This is a genomic window from Pseudomonas sp. No.21, assembly GCF_054558415.1.
The window spans coordinates 23,386-48,399 of record NZ_BAAJNO010000004.1; the positions used below are offsets into that span (position 1 = coordinate 23,386).

Below are 25,014 nucleotides of genomic sequence, written 5' to 3' on the forward strand. Positions count from 1 at the left end.
GTGCAACGGGCCTCAGCGGGCGTCGGCCTGGCCGGCATCGAGGGCGGCCACGGGCAGTGCCCGATCGGCCGGGAGCACGATGCCGGGCTGGCGGAACAGCTCGGGGCTGAGGCGGCCGGTGGCGCGCAACAGGCGGTAGGCGGCGATGATCTCGTCGATACCGGCGGCGGTCGCGTCGCTCTGGGCGTTGATCAGGCCGATCTCGCCGTTGAGGATGTCCAGCAGCGAACGGCGGCCCATCTCGCGCTCCTTGCGCGCCAGGTCGAGGAAGCTCTCGGCGATGTTCACCTGGTTGCGCAGGTGCTCGGAGCGCTCGCGGGAGGTCTGCCAGGAGTCCCAGGCGTTGCGGGCTTCCTCGATGGCCTGGATGCGCACGTAGTCGGCCTTCTCCTCGGCGCTCAGCACGGCCTGGTCGGCGGCACGGGTGACGTGGTCGGCACGCATGCCGAGGTCGAACTGCCAGTCGAAATTGACCATGGCCTTGGTGTCGTCGCGGCGACCCGGGGAGCCGTCGTAGTCGTCGAAGTGGGCCTGGCTCAGGCGGAACGACAGGCGCGGCATCAGCTCCTTGCTGCGGGCGGCGTCGCGCTCGGCGAGGGTCACCTCGGCACGCTTGATGGCGGCCAGCACGTCGGGGTTCTGCTGGCGCACGCTTTCGATGATGTCCACCTCGGAGGCCGGCAGGCGCGCACCGGGAATGGCCAGGCCCTCCAGGCTGTCGGCGGCGATGGCGGCTTCGCCGAAGATCACCCGGTAGCGGTTCAGCGCTTCACGCATGCGGCTGTCGGCCATGACGCGGCGCGCCTCGGCACCGGCCAGCTGCGACTTGGCCTGCAGCACGTCGGTGGCGTAGCCGCGGCCCGCCTCCATGCGCGCGTTCTCCAGGGAGGTCTGCTGCTTGATGTTCTGTTCCGACTGGCGGGCGTAGGCCTGGGTGCGCTGGGCCTGGATCACCTGCAGCTGTGCCTCGATGGCGGCCAGGGTCAGGTTCTGCACCTGCAGCTCGCGCTCGGCCTCTTCCTTGACCAGCACCACCTTGGCGGCCTGCACGCGGGACGAGGTGGCGCCGAAGTCGGTGATCAGCTGGTTGATGCCGACACTGGCCTCGGACGGGTCGTAGCTGCCGTTGCCGCCGTTTTCACGGTCGATGTGCTGCTTGCCGGCGCTGCCGTTGACGGTGAGCTTGGGGAAATAGGCGGTCTTCTCGACGGCGACCTGCTCGCGGGCGGTCTCGACGTCGGCATCGACCATGCGCACCAGCTGGTGCTCGCGCAGGATGCGTTCGAGCCTGTCGGCGAACCCCTGTTCCGCGGATGCATTGGCCGAGCACAGCAGCAGGCAGGTGGCGAGCAACTCTCGCCGCGCTTGAAGGACGGGTTTCAAAGTAGAAAGCATGGAGGGCTCACCGCTACAGGTCATCGTGATGGTCCGGCGGCAGGGCACCGGGCATCGCGATGGTAGCTTTATGCCACCTCGCGAAACTGACAAATGCTGACATTCACCCCCTCGCGCGCCCTTTATCCATCGCTTGCGGCGCTCTGGAACGGGCTCACACAGCACCCTGCCGCTGCGCTCGGGCAAGCGGAGCGGCACCAATCCGTGCTTTTCCATCCCCATGAAGGTTCGATAAGCTGCAGGAAATGTTGTCACTTGAAGGACAGCGCTTTACCGAATGGATGTAGGTAAAGCGGAATTCGAACCAGGGAAGATGCCGTATCGAACCCCGTGAATGATTGATCTGATCCTGCTCGAAGACGAACCGATCCTCGCCCGGGAACTCAGCGAGTTCCTCGGTGAAAGTGGTTACCGCGTGACCCCGGCGAACAGCCTGGCGAGCTTCGCCGAGGCCTTCGACGAGCAGCGCCACCACCTCGCGGTCATCGACCTGGGCCTGCCGGACGGCGACGGCCTCGATCTGATCCAGCAGTTGCGCGAACGCGGCAGCACCCTCGGCATCGTCGCCTTCACCGCCCGGGGCTCCACCGACCACCGGGTCACCGGCTTTCGCGTGGGCGCCGACCACTACCTGGCCAAGGGCTGCGACCTCGAGGAACTGACGGCGGTGCTCGAAGCCCTGCGTCGACGCCTCGGCCTGCAACGCGGCGGCACCCGCTGGGAACTGGAACTGGCCTCGCGCCAGCTGCGCACGCCCAACCAGCAGCGCCTGCGCCTGTCGCACCAGGACATGCTGGTGCTGCAGTGCCTGATGCAGCGCGCCGGTGACATCGTCTCGCGGCGCGAGATCGTCCACGCCCTCGACGAGGACTACATGACCTACGACCAGCGCCGGCTGGACACGCAGATCCGCCGCCTGCGCCGTAACGTGGAGCAGGCCGCCGGCCTGGAACTGCCGCTCAAGACCCTGCGCAACACCGGCTACTGCTTCTACGAGAAGGTGCGCATCGTCGCCTGAGCGGCCCGGGATCAGCCCGCGCAGAGCAGGCGACCGATGAATGCATACCCCTGGTTGCGCAGCGAGCGGATGGGCGCTGGCGCACCATCGAGCCCGGCGATCTTGCGGCGCAGGCGACTGACGATGGCCTCCAGGCGGCGCTCGTCGTAGGTCAGGTAGTCCTCGCCCAGCCCTTCGGCCAGCACGCGGCGGTTGGCGGTCTGTTCCGGCGCTTCACGCAGCAGCCCCAGGATCCGGCATTCCTTGCGGCTCAGCTCCAGTTGCTGGCCATCCGGTGCGCTGAGCGCCTGGCGTTTCGCGTCGATCACCCAGCAGTAGCCCAGCGGTGCGGCCTGCATGCCGAGGCGCCGCATCAGCGCTTCCATGGCCGACAGCAGTTCGTCTTCCGCCACGGCGCGGCCCAGGCAGTGGTCAGCCCCCAGGGTGTAGCCCGCCAGGCGCTGGTCGAGCCGGCCGGGCTCGGTGAGCAGGATCAGCCCGATGCCCGGCCACAGATTTCGGATGCGGGCGGCCAGCTCGAGCCCGGCACGGCCCTCACCCTCCAGCTCCAGGAGGACGATGTGCGGCCCGAACAGGGCGATCTCGGCGTCCTGCAGGGCACCGACGGTGCTCATGGTCACGAAACCGACCTTGCCGAGCAGGCGCAGGCACAGGTCCGGCTGGCTGTCCGGCGCGGCCTCCACCACCAGAAGGCGCATGTGCGCGAGCGATGCGGCGGCCCCGCCAGCCATGCGCAGGACGGATATCGGCGAGTTTGCCCGGCTGTGTTCCTGCACGGCGATGCACCCTGGCGGCCCCTTGCTGACGAACGGCGTTCCGGAGGCCGCAAGCCCGAAACACGGCGGCACCCTACCCCACGCAGGCCCCGGCAAAACCGAGCAAATCTGAGCGGCGCAGCGAATCGCGTCGCTGCCCGGTTAGAATCCCCGGCTTCCGAAAAGCCCCGGCGCCCAGCGATGACCCGTCCCCTGCACTTCCTGCTGTTCTGCCTGTGCCTGCTGCTGCCCTGGCAGGCAGGCGCCGACACCCTGCAACTGGGCGAGCGCACGCACGACACCCGGGGCTACCTGGAGCGCCTGGACGACCCCGATGGCCGCCTCGACGCCGCTGGCGCCATGCAGGCCGAAGGCTGGAAGGCGCTGCCCGGTGCGCTGAATGCCGGCTTCACCCGCAGCGTGATCTGGCTGCGCCTGCAGGTGCAGGCCGGCCCCGAATCACCCGAGCGCTGGATGCTGACGCTGAACAACGCCCTGATCGACGGCGTGACCCTCTACGACTACGAGACGGGCGGCGCACCCCGGGTAGCCCAGGGCGGCGAATCCATCAACCGCAAGAACTGGGAGGTGGACTACCGCACGCCCTCCTTCGCCCTCACCCTGCAACCCGACCAGCCGCGCTGGCTGCTGCTGCGGCTGGAAGCGCGCAACGCCATGTCGGTGAGCGTGCGCCTGATGCCCACCGCCGAGTTCGGCGACCGCACCCGCGTGGAATACCTGGGCTCGGGCCTGTACTTCGGCATCTACCTGGCGCTGATCGTCTTCCACAGCGTGTTCTGGCGCATGACCCGCGCGCCGGAAAGCGGCTGGTACCTGATCTACGTGAGTTGCTGCATCGCCATCGAGAGCCTCAGCTACGGGCTGCCGCAACAGGTCTTCGGCATCCCCGGGAGCATCAGCGACCGCATGCTGGGCTGCGGCCTGGCCGCCAGCCTGCCGCTGGGCTTCATCTTCGCCCAGCGCCAGCTGAGGCCCAGGGACATGGTGAACCTGCGGCGCGTGCTCACGGTACTCAGCGTGGTCATCGGCCTCGCCTCCGCCACGGCAGTGCTCGCCGGGCACTACCAGACCGGCGCACCGCTGGTGCAGATCGCCTCCTTGCTGACCATTCCGCTGCTGATCGGCATGGCCGTGCGCATGCTGTTCCAGGGCCATGCCTCGGCGCGGGTGTTCCTGCTGATCTTCGGCATCTACTACGCCGGGGTGATCGTCAGCTTCCTGCGCAACCTCGGCATCGTCCCCACCTCCTTCGCCACCGACAACGCCGCCGCGCTCGGCACCCTGCTGCACATGCTGCTGATGAGCATGCGCATCATCAACCACTACCGGAAGCTGAAGGACGAAAAGAGCCGCGCCGAAAGCAGGCTCAAGCACGTGCTGCAGGACCAGAACGCCCACCTCGAACGGCAGATCGACGCCCGTACCCTGGAACTGCGCGACGAGATCCGCCGGCGCACCGAGCTGGAAGGCGAGCTGCGCGAGCTGCTGCGCCAGGAGCAGCGCATCCGCGAGGAGCAGCGCGACTTCGTGGCGATGGTCTCCCATGAATTCCGCACGCCACTGGCGATCATCGCCACCTCGGCCCAGCAGATCGCCCGCAACCTCGGCAGCGCCCCCGAGCGCAACGAGCAGCGCTGCCAGAACATCCGCGAATCCACCACCCGCCTGCTGACCCTGGTGGACAACTACCTCAACCACGACCGCATGGCCGAGACCAGCACCGAGCTGCGCCGCACCGAAGAGAACCTGCCCGAGCTGCTGGCGCGCAGCACCAGCGACGTGCCCCCCGGTCGCGCCCGCATCGAGTACCACAGCCAGCGCCAGACGCTGCATTGCGACACCGGCCTGACCCGCATCGCCTTGCGCAACCTGATCGCCAACGCCGACCGCCACGCCCCGGCCGACAGCGTCATCCGCCTCGACGTGCGCGAGCGCGCGGACGCGGGGATGCTCGACATCCGCGTGGTCAACGAAGGCCCGGAAATCCCCCGTGAACAGGCGCCGCTGCTGTTCCAGAAGTACTTCCGTGGCAGCCAGGCCCAGCAATCCCCCGGCGCCGGCCTGGGCCTGTACCTGGTCAAGCGCATCGCGGCCCTGCACGGTGGCGAGATCGCCCTGGAAAGCACCGGCAAGGACGGCCCCATCTGCTTCCGCCTGAGCCTGCCGGTGCAGCCCGAAAGCCTCGCCACCGGTTGAACGCGCAAGGCAGAGCGGCGCACAAAGATGTAATTGAGAAGTGATTGCATACGCATTAATCTCGCAATCCCTTCCAACGAGTCGCTGCCTGCCCACCCATGAGCAAGCCGTCGCCCTTCCTGGCCCTCTACCTGCGTGAACAGAACCGGCTGCTGCAGCTGATCCGGCGCATCGTCGGCGATCGCAGCACGGCGGAGGACCTGGCCCAGGACACCTTCCTGCGGCTCTGGGACCGGGAGCTGGGCGACGGTGACCGCAGCCTGCTGTTCCGCACGGCGCAGAACCTTGCCCTGGACCACCTGCGGGCGCGCCAGGTGCGCAACCGCCATGCCCGCGAAGAGGCGGAGGACGAAGGCGACGGCCTCGACCTGCAGCAGCAGGCCGAAGCGCACCAGGAACTCGAACACCTGCTGCGCCGCCTGCAAGGCCTGCCCCGCCGTTGCCAGCAGGTCTTTCTCCTCAGTCGCCTGGATGGCCTCTCCTATGCGAGCATCGCCGAACGGCTCGGGGTTTCCCTGAGCACGGTGGAGAAGGACATCATTCGCGTCCTCCAACATTGCCAGCGCACTGAGGGCTGACCCGGTGTCGCACGTTGTAATGGCAGCCCCCTCGATTCGTGGAACGCAAGCAGAGTGAAGACCTCGCCCGAACAGCAAGCACGGCAGGATCGCCAGGACATGGCGACCCGCTGGTACGTGCGCCTGCAGAACCCGCAGTTGCCGGCGAGCGAACGCCTGGACTTCCGCCGCTGGCTGGACAGCGACCCGGCCAACGCCGAAGCCTTCCAGGCGGTGGACCAGCTCTGGCAGAAACTCGGCGAACCCGCCCGGCAACTGGCTGGCGATGGCTGGCACCGGCGCCGCCCCGTGCAACGCCAGCGTTGGCCGGCACTGGCCGCCGCCTGCGTGCTCGGCCTGGCGGTGGGCACGCTGTTCTGGCGCGACCCCGGCCTGCTGCAACGCTACGCGGCCGACCACGCCAGCGCCCCCGGCACCCAACAACAGCTGACCCTGGCCGACGGCAGCCAGGTGCTGCTGGATGCCGACAGCGCCCTGGACCTGCACTTCAGCGATGGCGAGCGCCGCGTCACCCTGCTGCGCGGCCGTGCCTGGTTCGACGTCAGCCACGACGCCAATCGCCCCTTCGTGGTGGAAAGCCCGGGGCTCCGCACCCGGGTGCTCGGCACCGCCTTCGCCGTCGACGCCAGCGGCCAGGGCGAGCGGGTCACGGTCAGCCGTGGACGGGTGGAGGTCCGGGGCAACGCCGCCGACTCGCTCGTCACCCTGATCCCCAACCAGCAGGCCAGCCTCGATGGCAGCGGCCTGCACGGCCCGGAAACGGTGAACAGCGAGCGCGCCCTGGCCTGGCAGCGCGGGCTGCTGATCTTCGATCGCACCCGCCTCGGTGAGGTGCTCGACAGCCTCCGCCACCTCGGCCACCCGCCCGTCGTGCTGCTGGATGAAACCCTGCGTAACCAACGCATCTCCGGCACCTTCCGCACCAGCGATCCCCAGGCGGTGCTCAGCGCCCTGAGCATCGAACTGGGCCTGAAGACCACGCAGATCCCTGGGTTGGCGGTGGTCCTGCATCGCTGATGCAAAAAATCTGAAAATTTCTTGAGGGGTTTCCCGGTCTCGCCCGTTGTATCGGCAGTGAATCATTCGCATTTGCCATTCCCGGGGGAGAACCACCGCATGACCAACCGCCACCGCCTGGCCCGGACCCTGCTCGCCAGCGCCCTGCTCACCACCTTCGCCGCGCCCATGCAGGCCCATAGCAGCGAGGCCGCCAGCGAGCAGCGCCAGCCGCAGTTCCAGTTCGATATCCCCAGCCAGCCGCTGCTCGACGCCCTCGGTGAATTCACCGCCACCACCGGCATCGCCGTGCTGCGCACCACCGAGGAGCAGCTCGCCGGCCAGGCTCCTGCGGTGCGCGGCCGCTACACCGCCGACCAGGCCATGGGCCTGCTCCTCCTGGGCAGCGGGCTGAGCTTCCGCCACGGCGCGGGCAGCATCACCCTGGAACGCCCGAGCGGCGACGGCACCCTCGACCTGTCGCAGATCGACATCAACGCCAGCGGCCAGCAGTCCGCCTTCGGCCCGGTGAGCGGCTACGTGGCCACGGCCGCCGGCACCGCCACCAAGACCGACACGCCGATCATCGAGACGCCGCAATCCATCTCGGTGGTGACCCGCGACCAGATCACCGACATCCACGCCCAGAGCCTGCGTGACGTCCTCGGCTACACCGCCGGGGTGATCGCCACCGAGGCCGACGACCGCCTCACCGACACCTTCGTCCTGCGCGGCTTCCAGATCAGCGGCAGCACCTTCCGCGACGGCATGCGCTACATGAGCAACATCTACGACGGCACCCAGGAGCCCTACGGCATGGAGCGCGTGGAAGTGCTGCGTGGCGCCTCCTCGGTGCTGTTCGGCCAGGCCGCGCCGGGCGGCATCATCAATGTGGTGAGCAAGCTGCCGACCCGCGAAGAGCTGCACGAGATCAAGGCCGAAACCGGCAGCAACGACCGCCACCAACTGGCCACCGACCACGGCGGCGCCCTCACCGACACCCTCAGCTACCGCTTCACCGCCCTGCAGCGCAAAAGCGACACCACCACCGACCACGTGCCGGACGACCGCACCTACATCGCCCCGTCCCTCACCTGGCAACCGGACGACGCCACCAGCCTCACCCTGCTGGCCACCTACCAGAAGAGCCGCACCGCCTATGTCTACGGCCTGCCCGCCGAAGGCACCGTGCTGCCCAACCCCAACGGCCATATCTCGCGCCACACCTTCACCGGCGAGCCGGGCTACGACAAATCGGTGATCACCGCCTGGGACATCGGCTACCGCTTCGAGCACGCCTTCAACGACGACCTCAAGGTGCGCCAGAATCTGCGCTACTTCGAATCGGAAAACGAGATGCCGTCGGTGTGGCTCGACAGCTTCATCGACCCGCAGATGACCACCGTCGCACGCGGCGCCCAGGACCGCGTCGACGACTCGCGCAACTTCGTCGTCGACACCCAGCTGGAGGCGCGCTTCCACCACCAGCGCGTCGAGCAGACGGTTCTGGCCGGCGTCGACTACGGCGATCGCCACCTGCAGACCGATCGCTACGACTACGACATGACCCCGCTGAATGTCTTCAACCCGGTCTACGGCGGCACCTTCACCGCCAGGGGCCCTGCGCCGTACAGCTCCAGGAACCGCACCCGCCAGAGTGGCGTGTACCTGCAGGACCAGATCAAGTTCGACGAGAGGTGGGTGCTGCTGCTCGGCGGCCGCCAGGACTGGGCCAAGCAGAAGGAAGATGCGCTGTACGGCAACGAACGCTCACGCCAGGACAGCGACGCCTTCACCAAGCGCGTGGGCCTGGTCTACCTCGCCGACAACGGCCTGGCGCCCTTCGTCAGCTACAGCGAATCCTTCGAGCCCCAGGCAGGCCGTAGCCGTGCCGGCCAGGACTTCGACCCCACCGAAGGCGAGCAATACGAACTCGGCATCCGCTACCAGCCACCCGGCAGCAACGCCCTGTACTCCGCCGCGCTGTACCAGCTGACCCGCAGCAACGTACTGACCACCGACCCGGTGGACACCAACTTCCAGGTGCAGACCGGTGAGATACGCTCCCGTGGTCTGGAACTGGAGGCCAAGGCCGACATCGGCAGCAACGCCAGCGTCACCGCCTCCTATGCCTACACCCAGGCCGAAGTGACCAAGAGCAACAGCGGCAATGAAGGCCAGAAGACCGGCGGCATGCCCCGCAACATGTTCTCCGCCTGGGGCGACTACCGCTTCGGCCAGGTCGGCCCGGGCGAACTGCGCGCCGGCGCCGGCGTGCGCTACGTCGACGAAGTGCCGGGGCTGTTCAGCACCCGCATCGTCGCGCCCTCCTACACCCTGGTGGACGCCATGCTCGGCTACGCCATGGGCCCCTGGGACCTCACCCTCAACGTCACCAACCTCACCGACGAGGACTACCTCAGCTACACCTACGCCGCCTTCTACGGCGCCGAACGCCAGGTCACGGCCGGCGTCGCCTATCGCTGGTAAACCCCAGCGCATATGGCGCACGGAGCAACCTGCAGGTTGGCGCCGAGCGCAGCGAGGCCCAACGCTGCGAAATCCAACCCGCAGGTTGGGCCTCTTGCTTCTCACCCGCCGACAAAAGAGATAGCCCCAGCGGCGTTCAGCACCGCACACTGCGCGTCCCAATCCGCTCCCTCGACCAAGGACGATCACCCCATGCTGCGCACCACCTCTGCCCTGCTCCTCACCCTCGCCACCACCCCTGCCTTCGCCGGCACGCTCACCGAGCAGGCCGAAGAAATGCTCGGCGGCACGGTGCTGAACTGGACCAGCGACACCCAACTCGAAGGCCCCGCCGGGCTCAACGCCACGGTAGTAGTACCCAAGGACGGCAAGGCCAACTACGCCACGCTGGCGATCGTCCACCGCACCCACAAACCCGTCATCGAGCCCTGCGGTGTGATCACCTGGACGGTCGATGGCGCTGTCGCCAACGAAGGCTATGGCGAGCTGCAGCTCGACGATGAAACCTCCAGCGAGAAGGTGGTGATGATGGTGGACCTCGGCCTGCTCAAGACCCTCGCCACCGGCGGAAAAGTGGCGTTCAGCAGCTGCGGGCTGGAGGGCACGGTGAGCGAGGCGGACCAGAAAGGGCTGCAGGCGATTCTTGGCAAGCTCTAGGCAAGCACCCGACTCGCCGTAGGTTGGCGCCGAGCGCAGCGAGGCCCAACAGGGGGTGCTGAGCCTCGTGCAATGGCCGAGCCTTATCGCGGATGAATCCGCTCCCACGGCAGCCCTTTGGGCTGCTGGGCGACTCAAGTCGCCCCTACAGGGCCGTTGCCTGGGCTTCAGCCCAGGGTTACTGCATCAGAAGGCTCTGCGATAACGCTGCTGAGGACTTCGTGGGGAGTCCGGGGCGGTCATCTCGATCAAACCCGCCATCAGTGCTGGCTTCAGGTAGTTCTGCGTAAAGGTCGGTCGGTGACTCAACTGCAGATGCTGCATCAGCTCACTCGTTTTCATGCTGACACCCGGTGCGAGTACCTGAAGCAGTTGCACTACTTGATCGGTTACTTGATCGGTCAGAGCCACTTCGAGCAACGCCTGATGCAGCGCCGCCAGCATGAACTCGACAAAAGGCGTTGCCTCCCCCGCTCGGTCGGCAGCCGCCAGGGCCGCGTAATAAGCACCCTGTTGTTCGCGGATAACCGATTCGACAGGCAGATAGGCCAACACCGGCCGCCAGCGGCTCAGGATCAATGTCTGCCACAACCGGCCAATACGCCCATTGCCGTCCGCGAACAGGTGGATGAACTCGAACTCGTAATGAAATACGCAGCTGGCAATCAGGGGATGCAGCTCGCAGTTCGATAGCCACTGCAACAGATCCCCCACCAGTGTCGGTACACGATCCGCAGGGGGAGCCATGTGCAGAAGCTGGCCATCTCGATAGATGCCGACGCCTCCCTGGCGGTACTGACCTAGCTCATCGATCAGCCCCTGCATCAACACACGATGAGCCTCGAGCAAGTCTGCTCGCTGGCCGGGCTGCCAATGCTCCATGGCCTCGTAGGCCGCGAAAGCATTACGCACCTCCTGAATTTCCCGCGGCAACCCAAGTACCCGCTTGCCATCCAGCACGGCTGTCACCTGCTCGACGCTCAACGTATTGTTTTCGATGGCCAGGGATGCCTGGATGGTTCGAATGCGATTGCCACGACGTAACTGGGGTGCCAGTGAGCCGTCCTGCTGAATCGCCAAACGCCCGACGCGCTCGCCGATATCGGCTACAAGCTGCAGCATGCGCGGTGTCAGGGTGAGTGGGGGGTGATAGGGCTTCATGCAGGCCACCTTATTTCACCGGTGGATTGCGGGTAAAGCGCTGAGCAGCTGAAGCATTGAAAAGCCCGAGTGGCGGGTCGCTACAGAACGAACCAAGCACTGTTCATCGCCTACTCCATATCAACCGCACGCCGTTGAATCACTCACGTCGGCTGGGGGTTAGCAAGCCTGCCAGCCCACCAGCTGCAGCTGACCCAATGGCCACAAGCCCATCCGGAATATCCATGTTGACAAAGCTGAGGTTCCAAAGGGCCAGGATGGTCAGCAATACCGCGACCCCGAGAATCCAGATGGCCCATCGAAAGGTCCAGCGGTCACTGGCCGGGGTGCTCTTGCGCAGTTCGTCGATGAGAATCTTCTTCTCATCGGTCGACAGGCTCACATCGGTTACGACGACTTTAAGCAAGTCATACAACTCGGTGGATTGAGACGTAGCTGTCCGGGCGGTGCCAATCGCCGTCGGGGTAGAAGCCAACGCATCCGCTGCCTGGGTGATCTGCTCGTCCATAAAGAATCCTCGCTGTTGAAAAGCACAAACCGCATGTACCGAAAGGCTGGCTCGGCCCTTTCCACGTCTGGCAACTAGAAAACGAGTGTGGCGCTTCCAAGCGCATTGCCCTTGCGTTCATAGAACGTCACCACGGCAGACGCCTGGTCGACTTCGATACGCGCGAAGTTGTCTTTGGAGTGCATCTCGGAAGTAAGAGCGCCGACGTAGCGCTGGTTCCCCTTGCCCTTCAGTACGTCACCAAAACCGAAGCTTGATTGGCGCATGTGCGGCAGAGGCCAGAAGAACGATGAGGAAACGATCTGGTGCACGAGGAAGTCGTCGTCTCCTTCCAGGCGCAATTCACTGGTGAACGAACAGTGCACATCACCGGAAACGAAGACCACTTTCCTGATCCGCTTGCTGTGAATGAAGTCGAGGATCTGCTGGCGTTGTTCAGGGAATGCATCCCACTTGTCGTTCTTGTCGCTTTTCATATCGGGGAACATCGGCACCGAGGTCACGATGAACTTGACGTTCCCGGAGCCATCATCCAGCCATTTGAGCAGCGCGCCCATTTGCCCGTCGTTGACCATTCTCCGAGCGCCCGCCTCGAGTACCCGCTCGGTCCGAGAATCCATGACAAACCAGTCGGCGCAGCCGTCCCGGAAGCTGTACCAGAAATGCGAGAGCGTCCCCTCGATACGCTCGCCGTTGCTCGGAAAAAGTGGACTGTGGCTGCACTGGTAAATCTGGTAGGCATGCATTGCCCAGATGTACTTCGAAGTCCGGTCACTGCTCGTGGCTTCAACCGGCCAGTTGTCCTCGATTTCGTGGTCATCGAGGATCATGTAGGTCGGCACTCTCGCCATGAGCTTGCGTATGTATTCCTGCGCGAAAACAGCTCGATAACGCTCAAGGAATTGATCCAGGGTCTGGTCCGGTGCCAGCCCCTTGAGGTCGTCCGCGTAGATCTGATCGCCGATCATCAACAATGCATCGACGGATTGGCCACCGGCGATCTGCTCCAGAACAGAACGGAAGGCTTTGTCGCCCCGATCATCAAAGAAGTTGCCACCGAATAGCCGCAGTACATAGCGGCAGGAACCCACGATGTAGCGGCGCGGGGCTGTATTCCCTGATGGGCCCGTCGTGAAGCTCAGTTTGAAATCCGGTTCTGGAGCCGGCCATTGCAGATCGCCGGCAAGGGCCTGGACGCCTGCCAATTCAGCCTCGGCAAAGAACCAGCCGACCTGGTACTCGTACAAGGTCTCAGGGGCGAGCCCCTGAATCACGAATACGCAACTGAAGTCGAAGATAGGAGAGAGCTTGTTGAAGATGGGCAAGGACCAGGCGGCGCTCCCTGCCTGGCGCCAACGCAAAGCCCCAAAACAGCGCCGCTGATCCTGTCCGAGCACCTCTTTCCCAGCCCTGATGAAGACACGTGTCTCGTCGGGGCCGGTCGCTCCGACAATAGGTCCAACGCTTGGCCAATTCAGTTTCATTGCACGCTCCCTGTGAAGTATTCCATCACCACTGTGTGCCAGTTGAGGCACTGGATATAGGAATAGCCGCTTATTGGCACATTGCCAGCAGAGCGAAGGGTGGGAGCAATAGGAGCTTTAAGCGCCGTAGATTGGCGCCGAGCCTAGCGAGGCCCAACGGAGCAAGGCTCGGCCTGGCTCGTTGGGCTTCGTGCCTCAGCCCAACCTACAAGAGCGGGCTTCGGCGCCCATCACCCCCACGGCAACTCCACCCGCGCACGCAGGCCGCCTTCGGGGCGGTTGTGCAGGTGCAGTTCGCCGCCGTGTTCGCGGGCGATGGCGCGGGCGGCGGAGAGGCCGAGGCCGACGCCGCCGGATGCGGGATTACGCGAGGGTTCGAGCCGGTAGAAGGGTTCGAAGACCTCCTCCAGGTGCTGCTCGGGGATGCCGGGGCCCTGGTCGCTGATGTCGATGAGGATGCCGTGCGGGTCGGTGTGGAGCGTGATCGCCGGGGCGCGGGCGTACTTCAGGGCGTTCTCCAGCAGGTTGGTGAAGACGCGCTTGAGCCCCAGTGGGCGGCCCAGGTAGACGAGTTTGGTGGGGCCGCTGTAGGGGATGTCGATGCCCTGGTCGCGGTAGTCGTCGATCAGGGTCTGCAGCAGCTCGGCGAGGTCGAAGGGGGTGGCGGGCTCCAGGCGCGCGTCGTCGCGGAAGAAGTCGAGGGCGGCGTTGATCATGCCCTGCATCTCGTCCACGTCGCGGAACAGCTTGCGCTGCTGCTCGGGGTCGTCGATGAATTCGCCGCGCAAGCGCATGCGCGTGAGCGGCGCGCGCAGGTCATGGGAGATAGAGGCGAGCATCTGCGAGCGGTCGGCGACGAAATGGCGGATCTGCGCCTGCATGGTGTTGAAGGCGAGAATGGCCTGGCGGATTTCACGCGGGCCGAGGGGCTCGATGGGCGGGGCGCGGAAGTCGCTGCCGAAGCGCCGCGCGGCATGGGCGAAGCTCTCCAGGGGCCGGGCCAGGCGGCGGGTGGCGACCCAGGCCACGGCCAGCGAGGCGATCAGCGCCAGGGCGACGATGATGCCCAGGCGTATCTCCGGGTCCAGGCCCCAGCTGCGGTAGCGCGCGGAGAACTCCAGCCAGCTGCCGTCATGCAGCTTCACCAGCAACTGATAGGGGCGATCGGCATTGGGTGGCGGCCAGTCCTCGGGGTCGTAGGCCTCCAGGTGGCGGGCCTCGCCGAACAGCTTCTCGATCAGCCCGCTATCGTCCTGGAAGCCGTCGTCAAAGCCCGGCGGCAGAGTCAACTGGTTGCGGCCGGTGACCCAGCGCACGGAGAAATTCGGCGCGCTGGCGGCCCGGGCCAGCAGCGGACGCTGGGCCTCGGGGGCGGCCTCGATGATCTGGGTGGCGAGCGCCGCCCGCTCCAGCACCCCGCTGCGGAGCAAGGAGGGCTGCGCCCAGACGCCGGCCAGCTCCACGAACAGCCAGTTGAGCAACAGCGAGGCAAGCATGGCCATGACGATGGTCAGGGCGATCCAGCGGGCGATGGTGTCGCTGCCGCGTGGCCAGTTCATCGGCGGCTGACCTCGGGGCTGAACTGGTAGCCGCCATTGCGCACGGTTCGGATGATGTCCGGGCGCTTGCTGTCGGGCTCGATCTTGCGGCGCAGGCGGCTGACCTGCACGTCGATGCTGCGGTCGAAGGCGTCGTGGGCGTTGCCGTGGCAGAGGTCGAGCAGTTGCTCGCGGCTGAGGATGCGCCCCGGGTGTTCGAGGAACACCAGCAGCAGGTCGAACTCGCCGCCGGAGAGCGGGATCATCACGCCATCGGGCGAGCGCAGCTCGCGGCGGGCGACGTCCAGCTGCCAGCCGGCGAAGACGATCACCGGCCGCGCCTCGTCGCCGCCGGCCTTCACCGCGGCCCCGGTGCGGCGCTGCACGGCGCGCACGCGGGCCAGCAGCTCACGGGCGTCGAAGGGCTTGGTCAGGTAGTCGTCGGCGCCCAGCTCCAGGCCGATGATGCGATCGCTCAATTCGCCCATGGCGGTGAGCATGACGATGGGGATGCCCAGCTCACCGTGCACCCGCTGGCACAGGCTGAGGCCGCTCTGCCCGGGGAGCATCACGTCGAGCACGATCACGTCCGGGCGCTGCCGGGCGATGGCAGCCCACATGGCGGCGCCGTCGGTGGCGACTTCCACTTCGTAGGAGTGCTGCAGGAAGAATTTTTTCAGCAGGGCGAGGATTTCCACATCGTCGTCCACGATCAACAGTCTGTTCACGATGCTCGGTTCGGGTTGGCTGGGGTCGCTCATCTAAAACCATTTGCGCCGGGCGGTCATATATTTCAATCGGGCAACAATCCTTCAACGCCGGCATCAACGGGACATCTTCCAGCAAAGCCGCCAGGCCATCCTCGCCGCCATTCATTGGGAGGTAGGCGGTATGTCGGTGATGCAGAAAAGATTCGAAAACGGGATGCGTATCGGGGTGTTGTGCGGCTGCCTGTTGCCGCTGGTGGGGTGCAGCAGCCAGGTGACCACCCAGGCTGACTGCGCGGATCTGGCACCCGGTGTGAGCGACCCGGCCGAGGGGCTCAACCGCAAGGTGTTCGCCGTCAACCGGGTGGTCGACGATTACGCCCTGGCCCCCGTGGCACGGGGCTATGCGCGGTTGCCGGAGCCGGTGCGCGATGGCGTGCACAACTTCGCCACCAACTTCGCCGAACCCAAGGTGCTGGTGAACGACCTGCTGCAGGGCAACGGCCAGCGGGCGATGAACACCCTGGGCCGCTTCACCTTCAACACCATTCTCGGCGTCGGCGGGGTGTTCGATACCGCCGGGCGCATGGGCCTGCCGCACCACGAGGCGGACTTCGGCCAGACCTTCGCCGTCTGGGGCATCGGCAACGGCCCCACCGTCGAGTGGCCGCTGCTGGGCTCGGCCAACAGCCGCGACAGCGTGGGCCGCGTGGCGAACTTCATGTTCTCGCCCTTCGGCAGCGGCAACAGCGACACGGTGGATGCCATCGACACCGCGCAATCGGTCGGCGACACCGTGGACCAGCGCGCCACCGCCCTGCCCCTCACCGACCAGTTGGAGCAACACCCCGACTATTACGCCGCCCTGCGCGAGTACATCGCCGAGCAGCGCGCACAGTTGGTGGCCGAGGGCCGGGCGGGCCAAGTGGACAGCAGCCGCCTGTGGCTGGGCTGCAAGACGCAGGCGGAGTAACCCATGAACGACCCGCGCCAGGCCCCTCTGCTGCTGCGCCAGGACATCGAGCGCAACGCCGACGAACTGCAGTACCGCGAGCAGGGCCTGAGCCTGTCGGAAGACGGCCTGGCGCTGGTGCTCAGCTACTACTTCGAGAACTATCGCCCCGGCTACGACGTGCGGGTGGTGTACAGCTACCAGGTGCCGCTGGCGGAGTTCACCCGCTGGATGATCGACAGCGGTCGGCTGCAGCTGTATCGCCCCTGAAGAAGCCAGGCGGGCATTGCACTCCCGCCAACCCCGGGGGCCTTCATGCCGAACCGTGAGGCGGTGCTTGACCGGAAGGGGCGCGCCACCACAATCTGCGAATCTTTCTCATTAACGGATCTAATGGAGTTCACATGTCCCGGCTCCCCGCCCCGCTGGATCGCTTGCCCTTCCCCGTCATCGGCTCGCCGCTGTTCATCATCAGCAACCCGAAACTCGTGATCGAACAGTGCAAGGCCGGCGTGGTCGGCTCGATGCCGGCACTCAACGCGCGCCCCGCCTCGCTGCTGGAGGACTGGCTGGCGGAGATCACCGAGACGCTGGATGCCTACAACCGCGCGAACCCCGACAACCCGGCGGCGCCCTTCTCGATCAACCAGATCGTGCACAAGAGCAACGACCGCCTGGAGCACGACATGGCGTTGTGCGTGAAGTACAAGGTGCCCATCGTCATCACCTCCCTGGGTGCCCGCGAGGACATCTACGCCGCCGCGCATTCCTATGGCGGCGTGGTGCTGCATGACGTGATCAACAACGCCTTCGCCCGCAAGGCGGTGGAGAAAGGCGCCGACGGCCTGATCGCGGTCGCCACCGGTGCCGGCGGCCATGCCGGGGTGAAGAGCCCGTTCGCGCTGATCCAGGAGATCCGCCAGTGGTTCGACGGCCCACTGGCCCTCTCCGGCGCCATCGCCACCGGCGGCGCCATCCTCGCCGCCCAGGCCATGGGCGCCGACTTCGCCTACATCGGCTCGGCCTTCATCGCCTGCGAGGAAGCCAACGCCAGCGAGAACTACAAACGCGCCATCGTCGAGTGCTCCTCCGATGACATCGTCTACAGCAACCTCTTCACCGGCGTGCACGGCAACTACCTCAAGCCCTCGATCCTGGCGGCGGGGCTGGACCCGGACAACCTCGCCGAGAGCGACCCGAGCAAGATGAATTTCGGCAGCAGCGAGGCCAAGGCCTGGAAGGACATCTGGGGCTGCGGCCAGGGCATCGCCCCGATCGGCAAGGTGCAGAAGGCGGCGGAGTACATCGCCCAGCTCAAGCGCGAATATGCCGAGGCCAGGGCGCGGCTGCTGCCGACTTGACTGTTGGTCAGCGGAAACAAATAGGGCGCCGGCGGTTTCGATCCACTCCACCGGTGCTCCAGAAGTGGGATGGAGCCCAGCCATCCACATAGGGCGCGTTGGCTTCGTGTGTAACCCAGGGCGCCGCAACGGCAACACCGTCAGTTTTTAACAGCCTGCTAGCTGAAGGTCTGCATGTACGGCCCAGCATTCAGGCGGATAGCGGCAACCACGTTCGGCGCCCGCTCACACAGTTCGGTCGAACGCGCCAGCACACGCTCCAGCGCTGCTAGTTGCCCACGAATGACCTCCTCCGGCCGAGCTACGTCGCAAACGCTGGCGAACTCGAGCAACCCCTGCCTGGAAGCGAGCAGTGACTTGTTACCGACCAGATCCAGTGCCAGTACGTCCTCGGGAATGTAGGCCGTGGTGTTGACGATGTCGTAGGCAGGCGCCAGCCGTGCATCACGCTGCGTAGGGTCGGAATACAGCAGTCCGAAGTTCTTCAGATGGGCATCACCATTTCCAACGATGCAGCTCAAGCTGACCATCGCGAACAACTGCGCCAATGAATCCTGCACCTGCTCCGGCGAGCAGAACAGACGGATGGCCTTGGCGATGGCCGAGTAGCTCTTGCTGTACTTCTGCTCTGCAGCCAGGCCCATCAACGCGGCCATGTCTTCGAAGCCGATGGGATCGAGTTGCTCGTCCCGATCAAAACGGCGCATGACGAACAGCCTGGTGTTGTCGGACAGGTAGAACTCCGGCACCACAATCCCCGCCTCCCTGGCCACGGACATGCAGAGGAACTCGTTGATAGCCAGCCCAGGAAACTCGTCTCGGCCACTCTTGATGATCAGTTCGGAGGTTTTCGACTTGAGCCGCTGTGAAGCTGCGCCCGACTGTTCTGGAACCAGCACCTTCGGCTGCACGCCCGAAATCCCGGCGCGCAGAATGTAACGATCCACCAGGCTGGCAAAAATATCCTCAGTACCATCCCAAGCCAGGATTTCCTCCAGCCTTTCGCCCGGGAACTGCTGTCGCCGCAGAAGCGCATCGACCTCATCCGAGCTGACGGCTACCCGCCCGATAGGCGAACTGCTGCCGGAAAGCGCCAGCAGCAACATGGGATCGACACGCACCATCTTGGCCAGGCGATTGCGCAATTGTTCCAGGACATAGCCTTCCGGCAGGTTCATCTGGAAGATGGGATGCAGCTCCCGGTAGCGGTATTCATCAACACGCACAGGCATGAGCAGGCTGATGGACGCCTGCGCCCTGGCCTCTTCGTGGTAGCGAAACAGATAGTCCCCGTTGGAGTCGAGAACCCTCCCGCTCTCGCCCTCCGGCGTTGCCACCCGCAGCACGGCTGTCATCAGGCGAACACTCCCTGGATCTCGTCCAGCGTCGGCATGGCCGCAGGTACCAGCGCGAACTCACAGTCCATGGCTCCCAGCGCTCGCGCGTAGGCCAGCATGCCAACCGACAAATCGCCTCTCTCGATAGCGATGACCTTTTGCCGGGTGATACCCGCCAGCTCAGCCAGCCTGGCCTGCGTGAGCCCGCGATTCAGGCGGCACTGCCGGATCTTCTCGCCAAGGCGTGCCGTGATAAGGGAATGATCCATGTTCTATATACGTAACAAATGGTATTGAATGTAACGTATACCTGACTCATGGAAAGATCAAAGCGAACCAGCATCGCCCTCACGCACCGAGAACGACGTCATTCAGGCGACCCAACTGCCGCCGTCAGCGTGAGCAGCGGCGGCTGTCCCGACATCCCAGGGCTGCGGAACCTCATATGAGCCACCGCCGTGACGCTCAACCCCGCGCGTTGGGCCTCGTGCCCCGGCCCAACCTACATCTCTCCCCCTCAAACCCTCGGCCAGAGCACCGGGAACAATCGGTGCTCCATCGCCGCGCCGGCGGGTAACTCGTCCGCCAGCCCGGGGAATTCCGGGGAGGTTTTCCAGGGCCTTGGGGCGTGGACCATGTCTTCACCGAGAAAGCGCAGGGAGAAGGCGCGGCGTCGGCTCTTGCCGCCCACGCCACCGGAGCCGTGGAGGGTGAGCATGTGGAAGAACACCGCGTCGCCCGGCTCCAGCTCCCAGCCGAGGATGTTCCAGCGGAAGCGATCGGCCTCGATATCCGGCAGGTCGGCCAGGGTGCCCTCGGGGAACCAGCGGGCCTGGTTGTCGAGGAAGGTGCGCGGCATCAACCAGGGGCCGAGGTGGGAGCCGGCGACGAACTCCAGGGTGGAGACGCGCGCCACCGGGTCGACGGGCATCCACATGCTGCAGTTCTGCCGGCCCTCGACGTTGTAGTAGGGCTGGTCCTGGTGCCAGGGCGTGCGCTGGCGGGTGTTGGGCTCCTTGACCAGCAGGTGGTCGTGGTAGAGGCGCACGGTGCCGCCGCCCATGAGCTGCGAGGCGACGGAGCCGACACGGCTCTCGAAGATGAAGCGGCGGTATTCGTCGAATTCCCGCCAGTTGCAGAAGTCCTCGAAGAACCAGCCCGGGTCGTCGGGACGGCTGGCGACCTTTGCGCGCTCGCTGGGGTTGGCGAGGTTGCGCTCGATGCCCTGCTTGAGCAGCGCCACCTCCTGGGCCTTGAACAGTTGGCGCACGCAGATGGCGCCGTCGCGGTGGAAGTCTTCGATCAGCGAATGGGGCAGCTCGAATTCATAGGGGTGCCGGGTCATGGAGGTTTCCTTTGCGTGCGTGATCAGGGACGAAGGGTCGATGCCGCATCCGCCGGCTCGTCGCCAGGCCCCTTCATGAGGTAGGCGATGCCCAGGAGCATGAGCCAGAGGCTGCCGATATAGAGCGCGGTACGGGTGTCGGGGAAGCTCGCCATCACGGCGAAGACGAACAGCATGAAGGCGATCGCCAGGTACTGCCCCCAGGGCCAGAACGGCACCGGGAAGCGCAGCGCGGCGACCTCCTGCGCGTCGAGGCGACGGCGCATGGCGACCTGGGAAAGCAGGATCATCAGCCACACCCAGACCACGGCGAAGGTCACCAGGGAGGCGAACAGCAGGAACAGCTCGTTGGGCAGCAGGTAGTTGAGCAGCACGCCGACGAGCAGCGCGAGGGTCATCACCAGGACCGTCATCCAGGGCACGCCGGCAGGTGAGAGCCGGGCGAAGGAGGCCGGCGCCTGGCCATTGCCGGCCATGCCGTAGAGCATGCGGCCGGTGCAGAAGATGTCGCTGTTGATGGCGGAGATGGCCGCCGAGATCACCACCAGGTTGAGGAGGGTGGCGGCGGCGTCGATGCCCAGCCCGCTGAATATCTGCACGAAGGGGCTGCCCTGGCTGCCGATCTTCGGCCAGGGGTAGATGGCCATCAGCACCAGCAGGGTCAGCACGTAGAACAGCAGGATGCGCAGCGGCACCGAGTTGATGGCCTTGGGGATCATCCGTTGCGGATCCTGCGCTTCACCGGCGGTGAGGCCGATCACCTCGATGCCGCCGAAGGCGAAGATGACGATGGTGAAGGACGCCACCATGCCCTCCAGCCCATTGGGGAAGAAGCCGCCATGGGCCCAGAGGTTGGCGAAGGAGGCCACCCCGCCCGCATCGCCCAGGCGGATGCCGAACACCAGCACCGTGAGCCCGGCGAGGATCATCGCGACGATGGCCACCACCTTGAGCAGCGAGAGCCAGAACTCCAGTTCGCCGAACACCCGCACGTTGCACAGGTTGATCGCGGCGATGACGAACACGATGCCCAGCACCCAGACCCAGCGCGGGGTATCGGGAAACCACAGGCCCATGTAGATGCCGAAGGCGGTGACGTCGGCGAGGCACACCATCAGCATCGAGAAGACGTAGGTCCAGCCGGTGAGAAAGCCGGCGAAGCGCCCCAGGTAGCGGTTGGCATAGTGGCCGAACGAGCCGGCCACCGGCGTGCGCACGGCCATCTCGCCCAGGGCGCGCATCATCAGGTACACCGCCGCGCCGGCGATCAGATACGCCAGCAGCACCGAGGGGCCGGCGCGCTGGATGGCCGCCGCCGAACCGTAGAACAGCCCCGTGCCGATGGCGGAGCCGAGGGCCATGAAGCGGATATGCCGGGCATTGAGCCCACGGCGCATTGTCGAGTTGTGCATTGCGTTACCCCTTTCTTGTTGTTGTTCGTCAGTGTCGGCGTCACAGGTGCGGCACCAGCCGCTCGCCCCTGGCCCGCGACAGGCACGGCATCAAGGTGCGCTGGGCCGCCTTTTCTGCGTCGCTCCGGTACCGGTCCTGGTGTTCCGCCTCGCCCTCGTGGATGCGGGTTTCGCACCGCTATCGGTTTGGAATCGTCGACCATCCTCAACCTCCTGCCTGCAGCGGGGCGCCGGCGAGGCCGTGAAGCGCCGCGCGCGGTCAACGCCCCTGGTGCGCCTGTGCGACCAGGCGGTGGAAGTGAGCGATGCCGTGTTCGCTCTCACCGCTGCGCTTGCGGTCGGTCATGATGCGCCCCTGGCCCCGATAACCCCGCGAGCGCAGGCCTTTCTGCACGCTCTCCACCAGGCGCAGGTCTTCGGGGCGAAAGACATCGCGGTACCACTCGATCAACGCCCTTTGCGCGGCGGTGAGCTGCTTGTCGAGGAAGTAGATGTCGTACTGCTGCAGGGTGACTTCGGCGCTGACCGGCAGCTCGTAGATCACCGTCATGAAATCCGCGCCCGGCGGTACGTTGAACATGGTGCAGGGCCAGGCCCAGAAGCCGGCGAAGGATGGGTTCTGCACCGAGTCGTCGAACCTGAAGGACCGGGCCGAGGGCTTGGCCTCGCCGTATTGCAGCGTCCAGTTGCCGTGCAGGCTGTGGGTATAGCGATTGATGTCCACCGAGTCGGAGAAGCCGGGGTGGGCCGGCCCGCAGTGATAGCACTCCATGTAGTTGTCGACGATGGACTTCCAGTTGGCCGCCGTCTCGGTGACGAAGCGGGCGGCCAGGTGCAGGTCGTCGATCACCGGGCAGGCCTTGCGCATGGCGGCCTCCAGCCCCGGCAGCTGCTGCTCCACCGGGCCGGCGTCGCTGTCCATGTTGATGAAGACGAAGCCGGCGTACTCCTGTACCCGCAACGGCACCAGGCTCGAAGCGCTCTTGTCGAACCCGGCCACCTCGGCGCAGTTGCGCGCATGGGCCAACTCCCCGTCGAGGCGGAAGGCCCAGGCGTGGTAGGGGCAGGTGATCACGTTCCTCGCCATACCGCTGCCCTGCAGCAACTGGTGCCCGCGATGGGGGCAGACGTTGTAGAAGGCGCGCAGCTCGGCATCCCGCCCCCGCACGATGAGGATGCTCTCGCCGATCAGTTCGCGGGTGACATAGGCATTGTTCTCGGCCAGCTCACTTCGGTGCGCCACGCAGATCCAGCTGCGGGCGAGGATGGCCTCCTTCTCGTATTCGAAGATGTCCGGGTGCGTGTAGTAGCTGGCGGGCAGCGTATGGGCGAACTCGGGATCAGCGCAGAAGTCGGCGGGCAGTCGCTGGATGCTGTTCATCATCGGTACTCCTCTATGGCGCCTGGCCGGGCAAGCCCGGGCGTAGGCAGCTTCTTGTGGTATCGCTCGATTAGGGGGGCTTGCTGGCCATGCCCGCCCCCATCCGGGCATGACGTCGGGTCAGGGTGCCGGGGCGATGGCGGCCCCTCCGCCCTCCTCGCGCGCCGCGCGGGACTCCTCGGCGATGCGCTGGGCGGGCACCTGGCCGTAATCCTCCAGCAGCCAGCGGAACAGGCCCCAGATCATGACCAGCAGGATCAGCGTGAACGGGATGGCCGTGAGCACCACCGCCGTCTTCATGGTGGGCAGGGAAGCCTTGGCGAACAGCATCGCCAGCGGGATCAGCGTCAGCATCACGCACCAGAACAACCGATGCGTGGGCGTCGGGTCCTGCCCCTCGCGCAGGTTGCGTGTACTGGTGGCGGCCACGGCATAGGCGACGGCGTCCATGTGCGAGGCGCAGAACACCGCCATGAGGACGAGGTAAGCCGCAAGGAACAGCTTGCCCAGGGGCAAGGCGTTGAACAGCAGCTCCACGGCCACCTCGCCGCCTTGCGTCGCGAGGACACCCGGTACATCGACCACGCCGGCAACGAATTGATGAACGCCGTAGCTGCCGAGCACACCGAAGAAGAACCAGCAGCCAGCGGTGCCGCCGAGAATGAGCGCGGCGATCACTTCGCGTACCGTGCGCCCTCGGGAAACGCGGGTGACGAACATCGCCACCCCCGGTGCGTAGGACACCCACCAGAGCCAGTAGAAGACCGTCCAGTTACGGGTGAAGGCGCCCTCGCCGGCCGGGTCGGTGAACAGGCTCATGCGCACGAAGTTCTGCAGGGTGATGCCGAACGCGTTGGCGGTGTTGTCCAGGATGAAGCGCGTCGGCCCTATCACCAGTATCAGGCCGGCGAAACCGAGCACACCGAAGCCCACCAGCCTGGCCAGGCGCTGCATGCCGCCATCGATGCCGACGTAGGAGCTGAGTGAGAACACCAGCGCCACCAGGCCGATGATCAACACCTGGGTGATGAAGGTATCGGGAATGCCGGTGAGGCTGGCCAGGCCGCGGGTCAGGGTGGTGGCGGTGACGGCGAGCGGTACCGTCAGCGCGCCGAACATGGTGAGCAGGAAGGTCAGGTCCACCAGGCGGCCCATGGGCCCGGCCGCGCGGAACCCGGTCACCGCCTCGACGATCGATGCCAGCCCCAGGCCGCTGCGCTTGCGCACATGGAAGTGGTAGGCCAGCGCCAGGGACGACAGCGCATAGACCGCCCAGGCGCTGATGCCCCAGTGGAAGAAGGTGAAGCTGACGCTGTGCTCCAGCGCCTGGGCCGAGCCGGCCGCGAGGTTCAGGCCCGGCGTCTGGTAGTAGTAGGCCCACTCCATGATTCCCCAGTAGAGGGTCGAGGAGCCCAGGCCCGCGCAGATGAACATGAATACCCAGGTGGTGTTGCCGAATTCCGGCCGCCCGGCGCCGAGGCGGATCTGCCCGTACTTGCTGAACGCCAGGTAGAACACCGCCACGCCGCAACCGAAGACGAAGAGCTGCACCAGGGTGCCGAAGGTCCGGGTCGAGGAGTCGAAGAGGCGATCGGCAAAGGCCTCGGACTCCTGGGGGAACAGCGCGAGACCGGCCACGGTGATGGACACGGCGATCAGGCTCGCGGCGATGAGAAAGGAGTCCTTGCGGGGGTTCTGGGGCATGCATGCCTCCCGGCCACG

The 25,014-nt window shown here is 65.8% G+C and carries 22 protein-coding genes; 9 read left to right on the plus strand and 13 right to left on the minus strand.

All coding sequences use genetic code 11. The features are described from left to right. Positions 1-12: 12 nt before the first annotated feature. Positions 13-1,353, minus strand: a complete 1,341-nt coding sequence (locus ACYJSS_RS08710) for a TolC family protein (RefSeq protein WP_459479649.1) — start codon at positions 1,351-1,353, stop codon at positions 13-15. A gap of 376 nt (positions 1,354-1,729) precedes the next feature. On the opposite strand from ACYJSS_RS08710, the gene ACYJSS_RS08715 reads away from it, so the two are divergent. Next, positions 1,730-2,413: a response regulator transcription factor gene (locus ACYJSS_RS08715; RefSeq protein ID WP_111262185.1), complete on the plus strand. Its 684-nt coding sequence runs from the start codon at positions 1,730-1,732 to the stop codon at positions 2,411-2,413. Between the two features lie 11 nt (positions 2,414-2,424). On the opposite strand, the gene ACYJSS_RS08720 is transcribed toward ACYJSS_RS08715, so the two are convergent. Continuing rightward, on the minus strand, positions 2,425-3,111 hold the full coding sequence (locus ACYJSS_RS08720; RefSeq protein ID WP_236205613.1) for a response regulator transcription factor: 687 nt from the start codon (positions 3,109-3,111) through the stop codon (positions 2,425-2,427). 258 nt (positions 3,112-3,369) lie between these two features. Here ACYJSS_RS08720 and ACYJSS_RS08725 point away from each other — a divergent pair, with 258 nt between their 5' ends. The 5 genes from ACYJSS_RS08725 (at position 3,370) to ACYJSS_RS08745 (ending at position 10,106) form a co-directional block, all read left to right on the plus strand. Further along, positions 3,370-5,385, plus strand: a complete 2,016-nt coding sequence (locus tag ACYJSS_RS08725; protein ID WP_111262187.1) for a sensor histidine kinase — start codon at positions 3,370-3,372, stop codon at positions 5,383-5,385. A 98-nt stretch (positions 5,386-5,483) separates the two neighbouring features. Then, positions 5,484-5,963: an RNA polymerase sigma factor gene (locus ACYJSS_RS08730; RefSeq protein WP_236205614.1), complete on the plus strand. Its 480-nt coding sequence runs from the start codon at positions 5,484-5,486 to the stop codon at positions 5,961-5,963. A gap of 54 nt (positions 5,964-6,017) precedes the next feature. Next, positions 6,018-6,980, plus strand: coding sequence for a FecR family protein (locus ACYJSS_RS08735; protein ID WP_236205615.1), 963 nt, complete (start codon positions 6,018-6,020; stop codon positions 6,978-6,980). 99 nt (positions 6,981-7,079) lie between these two features. Further along, entirely contained in the window at positions 7,080-9,449 is a 2,370-nt protein-coding gene (locus tag ACYJSS_RS08740; protein WP_275672234.1) for a TonB-dependent siderophore receptor, read from the plus strand. A 192-nt stretch (positions 9,450-9,641) separates the two neighbouring features. Beyond that, a complete protein-coding gene (locus ACYJSS_RS08745) occupies positions 9,642-10,106 on the plus strand; it encodes a hypothetical protein (protein ID WP_236205616.1) in 465 nt (154 codons plus the stop codon). 186 nt (positions 10,107-10,292) lie between these two features. Here the strand turns inward: ACYJSS_RS08745 and ACYJSS_RS08750 are convergent, their stop codons facing one another. The 5 genes from ACYJSS_RS08750 to ACYJSS_RS08770 form a co-directional block, all read right to left on the minus strand. Then, positions 10,293-11,267, minus strand: a complete 975-nt coding sequence (locus tag ACYJSS_RS08750; RefSeq protein WP_236205617.1) for a Fic family protein — start codon at positions 11,265-11,267, stop codon at positions 10,293-10,295. 139 nt (positions 11,268-11,406) lie between these two features. Continuing rightward, positions 11,407-11,775, minus strand: coding sequence for a hypothetical protein (locus ACYJSS_RS08755; RefSeq protein ID WP_111262192.1), 369 nt, complete (start codon positions 11,773-11,775; stop codon positions 11,407-11,409). A 74-nt stretch (positions 11,776-11,849) separates the two neighbouring features. Further along, on the minus strand, positions 11,850-13,259 hold the full coding sequence (locus tag ACYJSS_RS08760) for an alkaline phosphatase D family protein (RefSeq protein ID WP_236205618.1): 1,410 nt from the start codon (positions 13,257-13,259) through the stop codon (positions 11,850-11,852). A gap of 230 nt (positions 13,260-13,489) precedes the next feature. Then, positions 13,490-14,818, minus strand: coding sequence for an ATP-binding protein (locus ACYJSS_RS08765; RefSeq protein ID WP_236205619.1), 1,329 nt, complete (start codon positions 14,816-14,818; stop codon positions 13,490-13,492). Beyond that, on the minus strand, positions 14,815-15,558 hold the full coding sequence (locus ACYJSS_RS08770) for a response regulator (protein ID WP_236205620.1): 744 nt from the start codon (positions 15,556-15,558) through the stop codon (positions 14,815-14,817). Before ACYJSS_RS08770 ends, ACYJSS_RS08765 begins: the two co-directional genes overlap by 4 nt. Positions 15,559-15,721: 163 nt before the next feature. On the opposite strand from ACYJSS_RS08770, the gene ACYJSS_RS08775 reads away from it, so the two are divergent. From ACYJSS_RS08775 to ACYJSS_RS08785, 3 genes are all read left to right on the plus strand, one after another. After that, positions 15,722-16,477 carry an MlaA family lipoprotein gene (locus ACYJSS_RS08775; RefSeq protein WP_459479654.1) on the plus strand — a complete coding sequence of 252 codons (756 nt, stop codon included), beginning with the start codon at positions 15,722-15,724 and terminating at the stop codon, positions 16,475-16,477. A 3-nt stretch (positions 16,478-16,480) separates the two neighbouring features. Further along, positions 16,481-16,726 (plus strand): hypothetical protein, encoded by a 246-nt coding sequence (locus tag ACYJSS_RS08780; RefSeq protein ID WP_236205622.1) that lies wholly within the window; start codon positions 16,481-16,483, stop codon positions 16,724-16,726. A gap of 134 nt (positions 16,727-16,860) precedes the next feature. Then, positions 16,861-17,817 carry an NAD(P)H-dependent flavin oxidoreductase gene (locus ACYJSS_RS08785; protein WP_236205623.1) on the plus strand — a complete coding sequence of 319 codons (957 nt, stop codon included), beginning with the start codon at positions 16,861-16,863 and terminating at the stop codon, positions 17,815-17,817. A gap of 158 nt (positions 17,818-17,975) precedes the next feature. Here the strand turns inward: ACYJSS_RS08785 and ACYJSS_RS08790 are convergent, their stop codons facing one another. The 6 genes from ACYJSS_RS08790 to ACYJSS_RS08815 all read right to left on the minus strand — a co-directional run bounded on the left by ACYJSS_RS08790 (position 17,976) and on the right by ACYJSS_RS08815 (position 24,996). Further along, positions 17,976-19,172, minus strand: a complete 1,197-nt coding sequence (locus tag ACYJSS_RS08790; protein WP_236205624.1) for a type II toxin-antitoxin system HipA family toxin — start codon at positions 19,170-19,172, stop codon at positions 17,976-17,978. Next, on the minus strand, positions 19,172-19,423 hold the full coding sequence (locus tag ACYJSS_RS08795; protein ID WP_236205625.1) for a helix-turn-helix transcriptional regulator: 252 nt from the start codon (positions 19,421-19,423) through the stop codon (positions 19,172-19,174). Before ACYJSS_RS08795 ends, ACYJSS_RS08790 begins: the two co-directional genes overlap by 1 nt. Positions 19,424-19,671: 248 nt before the next feature. Next, positions 19,672-20,499 (minus strand): phytanoyl-CoA dioxygenase family protein, encoded by an 828-nt coding sequence (locus ACYJSS_RS08800; RefSeq protein ID WP_459479658.1) that lies wholly within the window; start codon positions 20,497-20,499, stop codon positions 19,672-19,674. 23 nt (positions 20,500-20,522) lie between these two features. Further along, positions 20,523-21,911 (minus strand): amino acid permease, encoded by a 1,389-nt coding sequence (locus tag ACYJSS_RS08805; RefSeq protein WP_111262201.1) that lies wholly within the window; start codon positions 21,909-21,911, stop codon positions 20,523-20,525. Between the two features lie 259 nt (positions 21,912-22,170). Beyond that, the gene (locus ACYJSS_RS08810) at positions 22,171-23,292 is read right to left on the minus strand and encodes an aromatic ring-hydroxylating oxygenase subunit alpha (protein ID WP_236205627.1); all 1,122 of its coding nucleotides are present in this window, start codon (positions 23,290-23,292) and stop codon (positions 22,171-22,173) included. A gap of 120 nt (positions 23,293-23,412) precedes the next feature. Further along, positions 23,413-24,996 carry a BCCT family transporter gene (locus ACYJSS_RS08815; RefSeq protein ID WP_236205628.1) on the minus strand — a complete coding sequence of 528 codons (1,584 nt, stop codon included), beginning with the start codon at positions 24,994-24,996 and terminating at the stop codon, positions 23,413-23,415. Between the last annotated feature and the right edge of the window lie 18 nt (positions 24,997-25,014).